This window comes from Phaeobacter sp. JH20_26, assembly GCF_048056275.1.
In the GTDB taxonomy this organism is placed as follows: Bacteria; Pseudomonadota; Alphaproteobacteria; order Rhodobacterales; family Rhodobacteraceae; genus Phaeobacter; species Phaeobacter bryozoorum.
The window spans coordinates 1,497,266-1,513,159 of sequence record NZ_JAYMWL010000013.1 but is presented as its reverse complement, the minus strand read 5'-3'; the positions used below and the strand labels follow the sequence as shown (position 1 = coordinate 1,513,159).

Sequence of the window (15,894 nt, the reverse complement as noted above, 5' to 3'; positions counted from 1 at the left end):
CACCAGTACTCCCGATACCAAGGATTGATCGATGCCCCATCCCCTCATCACCCGAGACCATATTGACGATTTCCAACGCGATGGCGTTGTGTTGATCCGCGGTCTCTTCGTCGATCAGGTCGATATTCTGCGCGACGGCGTCGAGGCGAATATGGCGCAGCCCGGCCCTTATGCTTCCAACAATGAAAAACCCGGGCAGACCGGGCGGTTCTTTGATGACTATTGCAATTGGACCCGGATCCCTCAGTTTCAGCAGGCAATCGAACAATCGCCCGTGGCGGAGGTGGCCGCAGATCTGATGCAGTCCAAACGGGTGCAGATGTTCCACGACCACGTGCTGGTGAAAGAGCCGGGCACCTCCATGGCGACGCCCTGGCATCAGGATGGGCCTTATTATTTCGTCGAAGGGCAGCAGACCATCAGCTTCTGGTCGCCGCTCGATCCTGTCACGAACGCCTCGCTGCGATGCGTTGCAGGCTCGCACCGCTGGGAGAGGGAGGTGTTGCCAACGCGCTGGGTCTCCGAGGAGGGCTTCTTTGCCGATGAGGGGCAGTACATGCCGGTGCCGGATCCCGATGCCGAAGGCATGACAATCCTGGAGTGGGAGATGCAGCCAGGTGACGCCGTCGCCTTTAATTACCGGACGCTGCACGGCGCCCGCGCCAATACCAGCGAAACCCGTCGCCGCGCCTTTTCGTTGCGTCTGGTCGGGGAGGACGCACGCTATATTGAACGCCCTGGCCCAACCTCGCCGCCCTATCCGGGCCATGACATGGTGTCGGGTCAGACCCTCCGCGAGGATTGGTTTCCCGTTCTATTGCAGCGCTAAGCTATGACAGGGTCGCGCTGCATTGGCGCTCGGACCCTAGAACCACTGTCCCGGCTCCATCAGGCCCAGATCAAGCAGCTGACGAGAATGCCAGTCAAAGGGTGCCGAGTTGTGCCATCGAAAACTGTCGATCTCAAAGGAGGATCCGGGGTTGCGTTTCAACGCCTTTGCGGTGCGAAAAGAGCAAATCGCGGCGGTCAGATTGTGGTGCCAGGGGCAGGCGTAGGTGTTGTACTCCGGTTCGTTGAACCGGTGATCCTCAAACAGCCGTAGTTCCGGTTTTGCACGGAACAGCGAAATCCGGTCGATCTTTCGGCTTGCTGCGGGGATATGTTCTTCATAGCGCCAGCGTATGCCGCCGTAGAAATCCAGCTGGCGATCAAGCGGATGGCCGGTCTGTGGATCAATGCGGGCCTGTGCATAGTAGCCGGATTTATCCAGATGCGCGGTTTCCAGCGATACGCCGTTTGGTGCTGCGTCCAGATCGGCGGCATAAAGATCAATGACATAGGTCAGCATGGCCGAGCGCCGCTCTTCGCCATGAAACCCCAAGAGTTCGACAACATTGCGGCTCTCACAGAAGGGGTAGAACAGGTACTCTGCATTATAGCAGTAATAGAGCCAGCAACCCGGTGCGGCTCTCGCGATCACCTTGTTGATGGCCTCAATCACCGCTTCACGCGCGCTACAGTCAAACGGCACACGGTGGATGCGCGTCTCCAGATCGTAGGGGATGTCGAAAGCGTCCGGCATAAAGGCCACAACGGTTGTAAAGGCGAGATCAAGATGGTGGCGCAGGGTGGTCGCAATCTCCACCTTATCCTCGACAAAGATCAGAGCGACGGGCCCTGTTGTCAGGATCTTGTCCCCGGCGCCAAGAAACCCTTCGAGTGATGAATGCATCATATCTGATTGCCTGCTGTTCTCTGCCGACTTCCCTGTCTGGCGATTGCTGCTAAAGTCGGGTAATCCGCGCGCCATTGCAAGCAGAGCCGTTTCCGGCTATGCCACGCCGCTGTTGCGACCCTCCGGTGAAAAGGTTGTCCCCATGAGCGCCCCGAAGAAGCTGTTTATCAAGACCTATGGCTGTCAGATGAATGTCTATGACAGTGAACGCATGGCCGAGGCGCTGGGCGGCGAAGGTTACGTTGAAACCAAATCGCCGGATGACGCCGACATGATCCTGCTGAACACCTGCCACATCCGGGAAAAGGCGGCGGAGAAGGTCTATTCCGAACTGGGGCGCTTCAAGGGGCTGAAAGCGCAGAAGCCGGACCTGAAGATTGGCGTCGCGGGCTGCGTCGCCCAGGCCGAGGGCGAGGAGATCATGCGCCGCCAGCCGCTGGTCGATCTGGTGGTCGGCCCGCAGAGTTATCACCGGCTGCCGGAGATGGAAGCGAAGGCCCGCAAGGGGGAGAAGGTGCTGGACACCGATTTCCCCGAGGAAGACAAATTCGAGAAGCTGAAGAACCGCCCCAAAGCCAAGCGCGGCCCGACGGCGTTTCTGACCGTGCAGGAGGGCTGCGACAAGTTCTGCGCCTTCTGCGTGGTGCCCTACACCCGCGGCGCCGAAGTGTCGCGCCCGGCGGACCGTATCCTGCGCGAGGCTCAGGAATTGGTGGAGCGTGGCGTGCGCGAAATCACGCTCCTCGGCCAGAACGTGAACGCTTATCACGGTGCTGGCGCCAACGGCGACCTGACCCTGGCCCAGCTTATCTGGGAGCTGGACAAGATCGACGGGCTGGAGCGCATTCGCTTCACCACCTCGCACCCCAATGACATGCAGGACGACCTGATCGAGGCGCATGGCACCTGTGCCAAGCTGATGCCCTATCTGCACCTGCCGGTACAGGCGGGTTCCGACAAGATCCTCAAGCGGATGAACCGCGCACATACCGCCGAGAGCTATATCCGCCTGATCGAGCGGATCCGCGCCGCGCGCCCAGACATTCTGATCTCAGGCGACTTCATTGTTGGCTTCCCGGAAGAAACCGAAGAAGATTTCCAGGCCACCATGGACCTGGTGGAAGAGGTGAAATACGGCACCGCCTATTCCTTCAAATACTCCACCCGGCCTGGCACCCCGGCGGCCGAGCGTCCCCAGGTTGACCCGGCTGCGGCTGACGACCGGCTTCAGCGCCTGCAGGCCCTGCTGACCAAGCAACAGCGCGAGGTTCAGGACAGCATGGTTGGCCGCGAGGTTGGTGTTCTGTTCGAAAAGGCGGGCCGCTTCGCGGGCCAGATGGTTGGCAAATCCGATTACCTGCATGCGGTGCATGTTGCGGATTGTGATCGCGCCATCGGTGATCTTGCCCGCGTGCGGATCCTGTCCTCTGGGGCCAACTCACTGGCGGGCGCTCTGATCGATTGATCATGGGCGGGGGCGGTCGCGCAGCCGATAGCGCCCCCAGCGCGACATGGCGTCGTGAAACTTCTGATTTCCTTAAGCAAATGATTGCAATTTGCGTTCTATACCTGCGAATATCACGGTAACGGCCGGCACAAAGCCTGCGTGGCCGCAAGAATGACGCCTGCGAATGACTGGTGTAAGGGGGATATTGGGTGTGTTGAAACCAATGAGGAAACAACTCTGCGGACTCGTGGCCACCGTTGTCGCGACTGTCGGCTTGAATGTGGGCGCTTTGCTGGCGCAGGACGCCGGTGTGATCGGTCAAAGCTATATTCCAACCATCTGGGTTGATCCCGACGGTTGCGAGCATTGGGTGATGGACGATGGCGCCGAAGGCTTTATGACACCCCATGTCACGCGAGACGGGAAACCGGTTTGCCGTCGGGGCAATATCTGCGGCGTGATGCCCAGCGATCAGTTCTTTGCCACCAACAGGCATCACATCAGCGCCGCCGGGCAACAGCGCCTGCGCGAGTTTTTCCAGTCCGCGAATGCCCGATCCTTCATCATCACGGGCCATACCGACAGTCGCGCATCAGATGAATATAACATGCGGCTGTCTCAGCGCCGTGCCGATGCGGTCGCAAAAGTCGGCCAATCGGTTGGCGCCCGCATCCTTGAGGCGCGGGGCTATGGCGAGCGTGATCCGCGCGTGCCGAACGACTCGGCCGTGAATATGGCGCAGAACCGTCGCGTCGAAATTATCTGCCTGCGCTGAGGAGCATCGTTATGTCATTCACCAGAACAGCGCTTCTTGCGTCCTTGGCGATCGGTCTGTCTGCCTGTGGCGACAAGGTCGACAAAACCGTGGATCGTGGTTTTGACAGCAAGGATCTGTCTCAGCTGAAGGCGGGGATTTGGGTTGATCCGACCGGCTGCGATCATTGGATCATTGACGACGGGGTCGAAGGTTACCTGTCGCAACGGCTGGCGCCGGATGGCCGCCCGGTCTGTTCCGGCGTCGCCCCTCCGAATACGGCGGTTGGTCCGTTCAAATCCGGGTCCAGCATCGAGGACCCGATTTGACGGGATTTCGTTACCACTGCAAACAACTGCCTATTGGCCGTCCTTTTCGGGCGGCCATTTTGTTTCAATCGCGTGAAATTGCCGACGCGTAGCTTGCGCAGGGGCGACCGGAGAGGCACACTGAAAGAGCAACGTCAAAGACAGGAGACCGGATTGGCCATTGGCACTTTGACCCCATCGCATGAGCAGGATTCCTCACATGAGGCGCTGCTCGAATTTCCTGATAACCGACTGCTGATTGATCTGTGCGGTGAATACGACCGCAATCTCGCGACGCTCGAGCAGACGCTTGGTGTTCAGATTGTCCGGCGCGGCAATCAACTCTCAGTACTGGGAGAAGAAGCCGCCCGCGATCAGGCCGCGGCGGTTCTGGCAGCGCTATATGACCGGTTGGAAACCGGCCGCAGTGTTGAGGCCGGCGATATTGATCGTGAATTGCGGATGGGACAGGAGCAGGTGGAAAATCCCGGCAGCCAGCTGGAGATGTTTCGGGGCGGCAAGGTCGAGATCAAGACGCGTAAGAAACTCGTCGAGCCACGTACCGACGCTCAGAAAGCCTATGTCCAGTCGCTTTTCGAACATGAGCTTGCCTTTGGGGTCGGTCCGGCTGGCACCGGCAAAACCTATCTTGCTGTTGCTGTTGGCGTGAGCATGTTCATTACCGGGCATGTCGACAAGATCATCCTCAGCCGCCCTGCGGTGGAGGCGGGCGAGAAGCTCGGCTATCTGCCCGGCGACATGAAAGATAAGGTCGATCCTTATATGCAGCCGCTCTATGACGCGCTGAATGATTTCCTACCCGGCAAACAGTTGGCGAAGCTGCTGGAAGAAAAACAGATCGAGATCGCGCCGCTGGCCTTTATGCGGGGGCGTACGCTATCCAATGCTTTTGTTGTTCTGGATGAGGCGCAGAATGCCACCACCATGCAGATGAAGATGTTCCTGACACGTTTGGGTGAGGGATCGCGCATGGTCATCACCGGCGACCGCAGCCAAGTTGACCTGCCGCGCGGCGTGGCGTCGGGGCTGGCGGATGCGGAACGTCTGCTGAGCAAAATCCCCAAGGTGAGCTTTAACTACTTCACATCTCGTGACGTGGTGCGACATCCGCTTGTGGCGGCCATCATCGAGGCCTATGAGGCGGATGAGAAATCCGTCTGAACCAGCCTTCGGTTGCTGAACGAGGGGGATGCAAATTCATATTGGGTTGGGGCCTTCATGGAAAACCACCCAAGAAACGCCCTCCCGGACCTGTCGGAACGGGCTGCCTTGGCATTGAGACTGGACTATGACTCTCGACATCTCCATTGAAGACGCCCGCTGGCAGGACATCGGCTTGTCAGCGCATGCCGAGCAGGCCGTTGATGCGGTGCTGTCGCATTTCAATCTCGATCCGGAAGACTGCGAACTATCCCTGCTGGCCTGCAATGATGCGCGGATCATGGAATTGAACACTGAGTTCCGTCAGAAGGCCAAGCCGACAAATGTGCTCAGCTGGCCAGCTGAGGAACTTGCCGCCGAGGAACCGGGGGGTGATCCGCTGCGACCCGAGGCGGATTTTACCGGCGAAATACCGCTCGGCGACATTGCGATTGCCTATGAGACCTGCGCAGGCGAGGCCGAGGCCGCTGGCAAGCCATTGGCCGACCATTTGCGTCATCTGATCGTTCACGGAGTGTTGCATCTTTTGGGTTACGATCACATTCGTGACCCGGACGCCACTTTGATGGAAGGTCTTGAGGTGGAGATACTTGGCAAAATGGGTATCGATGACCCATATACATTGGATGACAGCCCCAATCACGGGCGTATCGGATAGGAACGATGGACGATATAGACGGAAGTTCTAACGCAGCGCAGGGCGCGCTGGAGAACAAGGACAGCGCTGGCGACACCGCAGCGGCTGGACAATCGACGGGGTTTCTGGGGCGTATTTTCAGCTCCTTTACTCCGACCGAAAGCGAGGAAGACGTGGATTCCGGACCGGAAACACGCCTGGCGAACCAGCCGCACGGGATGATCAATCTGCGGCGTTTGCGGGTCGAGGACGTTGCCATTCCCGCAGCGGAAATCGTGGCAATCCCAGCCTCGACTCCGAAAGACGAACTTGTTCAGGTCTTCCGCGAAAGCGGTTTTACCCGTATCCCCGTCTACGAGGGCACGCTGGATACACCCATCGGCTTTGTCCACCTCAAGGACTTTGCCCTGATGCACGGTTTCAACGGCACCGATGCCGATTTCGCGCTGGACGCTATGGTGCGTCCTTTGCTGTTTGTCCCGCCGTCCATGACGATTGGCGTTCTGCTGACAAAAATGCAGGCAGAGCGCCGCCACATGGCGTTGGTGATTGATGAATATGGCGGCGTTGATGGTTTGCTGACCATCGAAGACCTGATCGAGCAGGTTGTTGGCGAAATTGAGGACGAGCATGACGCGGGCGAAGATCAGACCTGGTTCCGTGAGAAACAGGGCTGTTATGTCGCGCAGGCACGTACCCCGCTGGATGAGTTCGAGAATGAAATCGGTCGGTCGCTGACCAGTCACGATGACGTCGACGGCGAGGAGATCGATTCCCTTGGCGGTCTGGTCTTCATGCTGTCAGGACGCGTCCCTGCACGGGGTGAGGTCATCCAGCATCCCGACGGGCCTGAGTTCGAGGTTATGGATGCCGACCCGCGCCGGATCAAACGCCTGCGGGTGCGGTTGCCCGATTGTTCGGGATGATTGCTGCGGTCCGGCGGTATGTCGGGCTGCGGCCGGTCATTCTGCCATTGGTCACGGCGGTTGCTGCGGGTGGTCTTCTGGCCTTCGCGCTTGCACCGTTCCATATGCTCTGGCTGGCTCCGTTCTGCCTGGGCGCAGTGGGATATCAACTGCTTCAGCTTTCGGCCTCCCGGCAGGGCGCACTTTTCGGCTGGCTTCTGGGGACGGCCTATTTTTCCGTCGGCATGATCTGGATCTACGAGCCGTTTCAGATTGATGCAGAACGCTACGCCTGGATGGCGCCCTTTGCCGTCGTCGGTCTTGCCGCCGGATTGGCGCTGTTTTGGGCGCTGGCGTTCGGTTTGGCTGTTCGGCTCAGGCGCGGTGGCAACCGGATCGTCCTGCTGATTGCCGCGCTGTCGCTTGCCGAGTTTGCGCGGGCCTATGTCCTCACCGGGCTGCCCTGGGCAGCGTTCGGGCAATTCTGGATTGATACGCCTGCCGCAGGGCTGCTGCCCTGGATCGGGCCACATGGTCTAGCCTTCTTCACCCTCGTTGCGACTTTACCGCTAGGGCTGATATCGCGTCGTCCGGTCGTTGCGCTGCTGCCCATGCTGCTTGTCGGTGGGGCTATCCTGCTGATGCCGCAGCAGCCCTCTGCCATGCTGACGGGTAAGATTATTCGTCTCGTTCAGCCCAATGCGCCGCAGGACGAGAAATGGCACCCGGATCTGCGCTGGTCGTTTGTTGATCGCCAGCTGGACTATTCGCGCGCGCCAGCTCGCAGCGGACAGCCCGTCGATCTGATTGTCTGGCCTGAAACAGCCGTTCCGTTGATGCTGAATTATGCGGATGACGTGTTGAGCGAGATTGCGGATGCGGCTGGAACTACCCCAGTTCTGCTGGGCATTCAGCGCCGGGAAGAGGGCCGCTATTACAATTCAGCAATCGTACTGGATGGCGCTGGTAACGTTGGCCAGATCTACGACAAGGCGCATCTGGTTCCCTTTGGTGAGTATATTCCAGCTGGCAATCTGATGGCGCGTTTTGGCGTCCATGGGTTCGCCTCTCAGGCCGGGGCAGGTTACGCACCGGGGCCGGGACCGCGGCTGTTGGATCTGCCGGTCGGCAAAGCGCTGCCACTGATCTGCTACGAAGCGGTTTTCCCACAGGATGTGAACGGGGCACCGGACCGGGCTGATCTGCTGATTCAGATCACCAATGATGCCTGGTTTGGCACCTATTCCGGTCCGTATCAGCATCTGGTCCAGGCGCGGATGCGTGCTATTGAGCAGGGGCTGCCCATGGTGCGGGTTGCCAATACCGGCATCTCGGCAATGATTGATCCACATGGCCGCGTCCTGGATGCGCTGCCTTTGGGGGAGGCCGGCTATCTGGACGCAGCCCTGCCTGCGCCGCTGCCGCCTACGCTCTATTCGCGGACCGGTGACCTGCCAGTGTTTCTCGGCTGCATCCTCCTCGGCGGGTTGGCGCTGCGACGCAGAACCACAGTTGCGCGCGGGTCATAGCTGCTTAACCTCTCGGCTTTATAGATTGACGACACACGTCTCCCCGCGTACTGCGGATCGATTACTGCCACAACGGCTTCCTGGCGTGGCAGGCTAAACCCAACGGAGCACCTTTCATGACCCGCACGAACTATACCTTCACCTCGGAATCGGTTTCCGAGGGCCATCCGGATAAGGTCTGTGACCGTATCTCGGACGCTGTTCTTGACGCCTTTCTGAGCGAAGAGCCTGAGGCCCGCGTTGCGGCCGAAACCTTTGCTACCACCAATCGCGTGGTGATCGGGGGGGAAGTGGGTTTGTCGGATCAGGACAAACTGCACGACTACATGGGCCGGATCGACGAAATCGCCCGCGCCTGTATCAAGGACATCGGCTACGAGCAGGACAAGTTTCACCACGAAACCGTCGAAATCACCAATCTGCTGCACGAGCAGTCTGCCCATATCGCACAGGGTGTTGATGCGGCCGCCGACAAGGAAGAGGGTGCCGGCGATCAAGGCATCATGTTTGGTTTTGCCACGAATGAGACCCCAGCGCTGATGCCGGCCCCGATCCAGTACAGCCATGCGATCCTGCGCCGACTTGCGGAAGTGCGCAAGAATGGCTCCGAGCCGACGCTTGGCCCGGACGCAAAATCGCAGCTGTCGGTGGTCTATGAAAACGGCAAACCCACACGCGTCAGCTCTTTGGTTCTGTCGACACAGCATCTCGATGAAACGCTGACCTCCAACGATATCCGTGCCATCGTCGAGCCTTATATCCGCGAAACCCTGCCGGATGGCTGGCTGACGGATGAGACGGTATGGCACGTCAACCCGACGGGAAAATTCGTCATCGGCGGACCGGATGGGGATGCGGGGCTGACCGGTCGCAAGATTATCGTGGACACCTACGGTGGTGCGGCGCCTCATGGCGGCGGCGCGTTTTCCGGCAAGGATCCGACCAAGGTCGACCGTTCGGCCGCCTATGCCGCGCGCTATCTGGCCAAGAACGTCGTCGCTGCGGGCCTCGCCGATAAATGTACAATCCAGTTGTCCTATGCGATCGGCGTGGCCAAGCCGCTGTCGATCTATGCGGATACCCACGGCACCGGCGATGTTGATGCGGCCCGGATCGAGGCGGCCATTGATCAGATCATGGACCTCACGCCTCGTGGCATTCGTCATCACCTCGGCTTGAACAAACCGATCTACGAGCGAACAGCGGCTTATGGGCATTTTGGCCGTGAGCCTGACACAGATGGCGGGTTCAGCTGGGAGCGCACCGATCTGGTCGACGCGCTGACAAAAGCGATCTGACGCCATTAGGCGATAAGACAAGAACGACAAAGGCGGGGAAGTCCCCGCCTTTTTTTCATCCAGCCGTAGCCGCTCATAACGGCCTTGGCAAAAGACGTGGAAGATCGGGCGCTTTGCTGGCAATATAGCTGCGAACCCGGATCTACATGGAATTGCGTTTGCCCTGTCTTCGTCATGTTCTGTTATTTTCTCAACGCGCCCCTGCCAGGGCTGCGCAATGCGGCTTGCTTGGACTTGTCGCTCTGATGTCTGTCGGCCTCACCGGGCTTGGCCCCGCCATGGCCCGCGAGACGCTGCCCGCGAAGTTCAAGATAGACGGCAATACGCTGATCTATGACACCGACGCCCAGTTTGCTGACAACGGGGATGGCACATCTCAGGAGACAGCCGGTGAGATTACGGATGATGATATCGAACCCTTCCGTGAAATCCTTGATGCGAACCCGGCCATAACACGGCTGCAGCTCAATAGCGGCGGCGGCAGCGTCTACGCAGGTGAAACGATTGCCGACATTGTTCAGGGCCACGCGCTTGATACCTGGGTGGTCGGCGAATGTATCAGCGCCTGCGTCGATATCTTTCTGGCCGGTGATCGTCGCCAGATGACGCTGGGATCAAAGATCGGCTTTCATCAGCGTGATTGGGCGCCCAAAGCGGTGCAGAGCTATTATCGCCTGTGGCGCAAGGATGAGAACTGGGCGACGCCCTTTGAGTTCGGCACCTGGATCTATCGCGACACGCAGTCGGAGGTCTTTCGGCATCTGAAGTATATGATGCAGCGCGGTGTTGATCCGGCCTTTGCGATCGAAACGTTGAAGACCGAGCCCGAGGACGTCTGGTACCCGACCCGGTTGCGGCTGATGGCGGCCGGGGTGCTGCGCGAGAAGCCTTGATAGGGCCTGCCCCGAACCGCATCTATTGCCGGCTGACTTGACCCAGACGCAAGCATGGGGCAGAGGGGCGGCCAGGTTTTGAACGCGCGATAGGAAAGTCTCCCGATGTCTGATGACAGCAAACCCACCCAGGCGCCTACTGGCGACAGCCGGCCCAATGCGGTTGACAAACATCAGAGCGGTGCGCCCTGGCGGAACTTTTACGGGCGGCTCAAAGGCAAGCAGCTGAAAGACAGCCAGCAGCGCTACATCGACGAAGATCTCGCCTCACTCAGCCCAGGCGCTGTTGGCTGGGACGTGAACCCCGATCGCTCCGATCTTGATCTGGCGGCGATGTTCGGAGGGCGCGATGTCTGGCTGGAAGTTGGTTTCGGCGGCGGCGAACATCTGGTGCATCAGGCGAAGTCGAACCCGGATGTCGGGATCATCGGCGCAGAACCCTATATCAACGGTGTCGCTATGGTCTTGGGCAAGATCCGCCGCGCGGGGGTGGACAATATAAAGGTCCATCACGGCGATGCACGCGACCTGATGGATGTTCTGCCGGAACAGTCGATCTCCCGTGCCTTTTTGCTCTACCCCGACCCCTGGCCTAAGGCCCGCCATCACCGTCGCCGTTTCGTGACCCAAGAGCATCTCGAGCCGCTGGCAAAATGCCTGAAACCGGGCGCGATCTTCCGGGTGGCAACCGATATCCCCGATTATGTCCGCCAAACCATGGAAGAGGTGCCGCAGGCCGGATTCGAGTGGCTGGCAGAGGGGCCGGATGACTGGCGCGTGGCCTGGGATGACTGGATCTCGACCCGCTATGAGCAAAAGGCCCTGCGCGAAGGCCGTACGCCCCACTATATGACCTTCCGTCGCCTCTGATCTCATTCGCGCCCGCCCGACGAACACGATATTCTGCCGGGAATGGCGGCAGCGGGAAAACACGCTGGACCGAAACCGAGCGATTGGGTAGGTCCAAGTGTGAACGCTAGCATTTCGAAAGGTTCTTCATGTCCGGACACGGTACGCCCATCCCGATGACCTCGCACCGCGCCGATCCGCTGACCGGCATCGCTGAGGTTCCAGGCGACAAGTCGATTTCGCATCGCTCGCTGATCCTTGGGGCGCTGGCCGTTGGCGAGACCAAGATTTCGGGCTTGCTGGAAGGTGAGGATGTCCTGGATACAGCCAAGGCGATGCAGGCGATGGGGGCGGAGGTCATCAACCATGGTGGCGGAAACTGGTCGGTGCATGGCGTCGGCGTCGGTGGTCTGGCCGAGCCGGATCAGGTGATCGACTGCGGCAACTCCGGTACGGGCGTACGCCTGATCATGGGGGTTATGGCGACCTCTCCCATCACAGTGACATTTACCGGCGATGCCAGCCTCAACAAGCGGCCTATGGCGCGGGTGACCGATCCGCTGGCCCTGTTTGGTGCGCAGTCTGTTGGCCGCTCGGGCGGACGTCTGCCGATGACGATTGTCGGTGCCGCGGATCCAACCCCCGTGCGCTACACTGTTCCGGTGCCCTCGGCGCAGGTGAAATCCGCAGTCTTGCTGGCCGGTCTGAACGCACCCGGAAAGACGGTGGTGATCGAGAAAGAGGCGACCCGCGACCACTCTGAGCGCATGCTGGCAGGCTTCGGCGCCGAAATCACTGTCGAGGATACCGATGAGGGGCGCGTTATCACGCTGACAGGACAGCCCGAATTGAAGCCGCAGGTCATTGCGGTGCCGCGTGATCCTTCCAGCGCGGCTTTCCCGGTATGTGCTGCGTTGATCACTCCCGGATCTGATGTGCTGGTCCCCGGTATCGGCCTGAACCCGACGCGGGCAGGGCTGTTCTACACGCTTCAGGATATGGGCGCGGATCTCACCTTTGAAAACATGCGCGAAGAGGGTGGGGAGCCGGTGGCTGACCTGCGCGCACGCTATTCGCCCGAAATGAAGGGGATTGATGTTCCGCCAGAACGCGCCGCCTCGATGATCGACGAATATCCGGTTCTGTCTGTGGTGGCGTCTTTTGCCACCGGCAAAACGATGATGACCGGTGTGAAGGAGCTGCGTGTCAAGGAAAGCGACAGGATCGACGCGATGGCCCGTGGCCTGCGGGCCAACGGCGTGATGGTCGAGGAGGGTGACGACTGGTGGGCGGTCTCTGGTCTCGGTCCGGAAGGTGTGCCCGGTGGCGGCACCTGCGAGAGTTTTCTCGATCACCGCATTGCAATGTCCTTCATGGTCATGGGCATGGGCGCGCAGAAACCGGTGACGGTTGACGATGGCACGCCAATTGCCACCTCCTTTCCGATTTTCACGTCCCTGATGACCGGTTTGGGGGCACGGCTAGAGACCCCGTCATGAGCTTCACGGTCGCAGTTGATGGCCCCGCTGCTGCGGGTAAGGGCACGATATCGCGGGCGGTTGCGGCTCATTTCGGCTTTGGTCACCTGGACACCGGGCTGCTCTATCGTGCCGTTGGCGCGCGGATGCTCGCAGGTGGTAAGCCGATTGAGGCCGCGCTTGCGCTGCTGCCTGAGGATCTTGAGCGCCCTGAACTGCGTACGGCACAGGTGGCCCAGGCCGCCTCAAAGGTTGCTGTGATCCCTGAAGTGCGCGCGGCCCTGGTCGATTTTCAACGCGCCTTTGCCCGTCGGGCTGGGGGCGCGGTGCTGGACGGGCGGGACATCGGCACCGTGATCTGCCCGCGTGCGCAGGCAAAGCTTTTCGTGACGGCAAGCGCCGAAGTGCGCGCGCAGCGACGTTTGCAGGAGCTGATGGCTGCTGGAAACCCCACCAGCTTTGCCGAGGTGCTGGAAGATGTGAAGGCCCGCGATGCACGCGACACAAACCGTTCCGAGTCGCCTCTGAAACCTGCCAGCGATGCGGTGATCCTGGACACCAGCGCGTTGAGCATTGAGGAAGCTGTGGCGATGGCCATTGCAGCCATTGAGGCACGCCGCTAGCGGCCGTTGGCAATCCCTAGTCCGCAGTTTGCAGGGCAGATCAGATAGCCATCTCACGACGATAAGCCGCAGTTGCGTCCCATGGCAGAGCGAAACCTCGCGTGTTTTTGCTCGTTCCAGCGGTTAGTGTCGGTGTCGCGGCCCGTCCTTTGCGGAGATTTATGACGGTTTCCCTTGCGCCGAAGGGGGAATCCGCATACTAAGCGCGCTGTCACTATAGAGGCGGTTAACGCACGGGCGGCATTCTGAGCAGGGTCGGGGCATACCTCGGCCCTTTGTGTTTGTCTGATCAGACCGGCATGTGCTGCGCCTCATACGGACCAATCTTCAAGACCGGCGGAGACAACCGCCCGGCCAGATAAAACCGATTTGTAAAGGAAACCTGAGACCACATGGCTCAAGACACATCGATGGAGGAATTCGAAGCCCTCCTGAACGAAAGCTTCGAAATGGACACACCCGAAGAAGGGTCTGTCGTAAAAGGCAAGGTCATCGCAATCGAAGCGGGCCAGGCCATCATCGACGTCGGCTACAAAATGGAAGGCCGCGTTGAGCTCAAAGAATTCGCAAACCCTGGCGAAGCTCCCGAAATCTCTGTTGGCGACGAAGTCGAAGTCTTCCTGCGCGCCGCTGAGAACGCCCGTGGCGAAGCCGTTATCTCCCGCGAGATGGCCCGCCGCGAAGAAGCATGGGATCGCCTGGAAAAAGCATACGCAGACGACCAGCGCGTCGAAGGTGCGATCTTCGGTCGTGTCAAAGGCGGCTTCACCGTCGATCTGGGCGGCGCAGTTGCCTTCCTGCCCGGCTCGCAGGTTGACGTGCGCCCCGTGCGCGACGCTGGCCCGCTGATGGGTCTGAAGCAGCCGTTCCAGATCCTGAAGATGGACCGTCGTCGTGGCAACATCGTTGTGTCCCGTCGTGCGATCCTCGAAGAGTCCCGCGCCGAGCAGCGCGCCGAAGTTATCGGCAACCTGTCCGAAGGCCAGGCAGTGGACGGTGTCGTCAAGAACATCACCGAATACGGTGCGTTTGTTGACCTGGGCGGCGTTGACGGCCTGCTGCACGTCACCGACATGGCATGGCGCCGTGTGAACCACCCCTCCGAGATCCTGTCGATCGGCGAAACCGTCAAGGTTCAGGTCATCAAGATCAACAAAGACACCCACCGCATCAGCCTCGGCATGAAGCAGCTGCAGGAAGATCCGTGGGATCTGGTTGGCGCCAAATACCCGCTGTCCTCCGTGCACAAGGGTCGCGTCACCAACATCACCGATTACGGTGCATTTGTTGAGCTGGAGCCGGGTGTCGAGGGTCTGGTTCACGTCTCCGAGATGTCCTGGACCAAGAAGAACGTCCACCCGGGCAAAATCGTCTCCACTTCTCAGGAAGTCGACGTCATGGTTCTGGAAATCGACGGTGCCAAGCGCCGCGTGTCTCTGGGCCTCAAGCAGACCATGCGCAACCCGTGGGAAGTCTTTGCTGAGACTCACCCCGAGGGCACCCAGGTCGAAGGCGAAGTCAAGAACATCACCGAATTCGGTCTGTTCATTGGCCTCGACGGCGACATCGACGGCATGGTTCACCTCTCCGACCTCAGCTGGGACGAGCGCGGCGAAGACGCGATTCAGAACTACCGCAAAGGCGACATGGTTTCGGCCGTTGTTTCCGAAGTGGATGTCGAGAAAGAGCGTATCTCGCTGTCGATCAAAGCCCTGGGCGGCGACAAGTTCGCAGAAGCCGTGGGCGGCGTGAAGCGCGGCTCCATCGTGACCGTGAACGTCACCGCCATCGAAGAAGGCGGCATCGAAGTGGAATACGAAGGCATGAAGTCCTTCATCCGCCGCTCCGATCTGTCGCGTGACCGTGCCGAACAGCGCCCCGAGCGCTTCTCGGTTGGTGACAAGGTTGATGTGCGCGTGACCAACGTGGACAGCAAGACCCGCCGTCTGGGCCTGTCGATCAAAGCACGCGAAATCGCGGAAGAAAAAGAAGCTGTCGAACAGTACGGCTCCTCGGATTCCGGCGCATCGCTGGGCGATATCCTCGGCGCAGCGCTGAAAACAGGCGACTGATTTCAGCAGCCAGCCTAGGCTGACGAGTATGAACGGTCCTGCCCTGTTGGGTGGGGCCGTTTCTTTTTGTCGCAGGCCAATCCTCTCTGCCGTGGCGGCAGGCGGGGGGAAAACACCGCAGGGCCTGACTGCGAATCACAAAATCTGTCCCGACCCTTGCAGATGAATCCGGCGAGCCCCATCT

General features: G+C 59.9%; 15 protein-coding genes and 1 riboswitch. Of the genes, 14 read left to right on the top strand and 1 reads right to left on the bottom strand.

Annotated elements, in window-relative coordinates:
- The first annotated feature begins 31 nt into the window (after positions 1-31).
- The gene (locus VWY60_RS12975) at positions 32-829 is read left to right on the top strand and encodes a phytanoyl-CoA dioxygenase family protein (RefSeq protein ID WP_416537245.1); all 798 of its coding nucleotides are present in this window, start codon (positions 32-34) and stop codon (positions 827-829) included.
- 36 nt (positions 830-865) lie between these two features.
- Here the strand turns inward: VWY60_RS12975 and VWY60_RS12970 are convergent, their stop codons facing one another.
- Positions 866-1,735 (bottom strand): hypothetical protein, encoded by an 870-nt coding sequence (locus VWY60_RS12970; protein WP_416537246.1) that lies wholly within the window; start codon positions 1,733-1,735, stop codon positions 866-868.
- A gap of 142 nt (positions 1,736-1,877) precedes the next feature.
- Here VWY60_RS12970 and miaB point away from each other — a divergent pair, with 142 nt between their 5' ends.
- From miaB to rpsA, 13 genes are all read left to right on the top strand, one after another.
- Entirely contained in the window at positions 1,878-3,200 is a 1,323-nt protein-coding gene (gene miaB / locus VWY60_RS12965) for a tRNA (N6-isopentenyl adenosine(37)-C2)-methylthiotransferase MiaB (protein ID WP_416536518.1), read from the top strand.
- Positions 3,201-3,405: 205 nt separating this feature from the next.
- Positions 3,406-3,957 (top strand): OmpA family protein, encoded by a 552-nt coding sequence (locus tag VWY60_RS12960; RefSeq protein ID WP_340544425.1) that lies wholly within the window; start codon positions 3,406-3,408, stop codon positions 3,955-3,957.
- An 11-nt stretch (positions 3,958-3,968) separates the two neighbouring features.
- Complete coding sequence (locus VWY60_RS12955; protein WP_340544426.1) at positions 3,969-4,265, top strand: hypothetical protein; 297 nt, start codon at positions 3,969-3,971, stop codon at positions 4,263-4,265.
- 153 nt (positions 4,266-4,418) lie between these two features.
- Positions 4,419-5,426: a PhoH family protein gene (locus VWY60_RS12950; RefSeq protein ID WP_416540669.1), complete on the top strand. Its 1,008-nt coding sequence runs from the start codon at positions 4,419-4,421 to the stop codon at positions 5,424-5,426.
- Between the two features lie 127 nt (positions 5,427-5,553).
- A complete protein-coding gene (ybeY, locus tag VWY60_RS12945; protein ID WP_340544428.1) occupies positions 5,554-6,084 on the top strand; it encodes an rRNA maturation RNase YbeY in 531 nt (176 codons plus the stop codon).
- 5 nt (positions 6,085-6,089) lie between these two features.
- Positions 6,090-6,989 carry a hemolysin family protein gene (locus VWY60_RS12940; protein WP_340544429.1) on the top strand — a complete coding sequence of 300 codons (900 nt, stop codon included), beginning with the start codon at positions 6,090-6,092 and terminating at the stop codon, positions 6,987-6,989.
- Complete coding sequence (lnt, locus tag VWY60_RS12935) at positions 6,986-8,497, top strand: apolipoprotein N-acyltransferase (RefSeq protein WP_416540668.1); 1,512 nt, start codon at positions 6,986-6,988, stop codon at positions 8,495-8,497. Before VWY60_RS12940 ends, lnt begins: the two co-directional genes overlap by 4 nt.
- Before the next feature lie 61 nt (positions 8,498-8,558).
- Positions 8,559-8,607: riboswitch (SAM-SAH riboswitch) on the top strand.
- A gap of 6 nt (positions 8,608-8,613) precedes the next feature.
- A complete protein-coding gene (gene metK / locus VWY60_RS12930; protein ID WP_340544431.1) occupies positions 8,614-9,795 on the top strand; it encodes a methionine adenosyltransferase in 1,182 nt (393 codons plus the stop codon).
- Between the two features lie 245 nt (positions 9,796-10,040).
- Positions 10,041-10,688, top strand: a complete 648-nt coding sequence (locus tag VWY60_RS12925) for an ATP-dependent Clp protease proteolytic subunit (protein WP_340544432.1) — start codon at positions 10,041-10,043, stop codon at positions 10,686-10,688.
- 105 nt (positions 10,689-10,793) lie between these two features.
- A complete protein-coding gene (gene trmB, locus VWY60_RS12920; RefSeq protein ID WP_416540667.1) occupies positions 10,794-11,558 on the top strand; it encodes a tRNA (guanine(46)-N(7))-methyltransferase TrmB in 765 nt (254 codons plus the stop codon).
- 128 nt (positions 11,559-11,686) lie between these two features.
- Positions 11,687-13,036, top strand: coding sequence for a 3-phosphoshikimate 1-carboxyvinyltransferase (gene aroA / locus VWY60_RS12915; RefSeq protein ID WP_340544435.1), 1,350 nt, complete (start codon positions 11,687-11,689; stop codon positions 13,034-13,036).
- Positions 13,033-13,638 carry a (d)CMP kinase gene (gene cmk / locus VWY60_RS12910; RefSeq protein ID WP_416540666.1) on the top strand — a complete coding sequence of 202 codons (606 nt, stop codon included), beginning with the start codon at positions 13,033-13,035 and terminating at the stop codon, positions 13,636-13,638. Before aroA ends, cmk begins: the two co-directional genes overlap by 4 nt.
- A gap of 392 nt (positions 13,639-14,030) precedes the next feature.
- Positions 14,031-15,710, top strand: a complete 1,680-nt coding sequence (gene rpsA, locus VWY60_RS12905) for a 30S ribosomal protein S1 (RefSeq protein WP_340544437.1) — start codon at positions 14,031-14,033, stop codon at positions 15,708-15,710.
- Positions 15,711-15,894 lie beyond the last annotated feature (184 nt).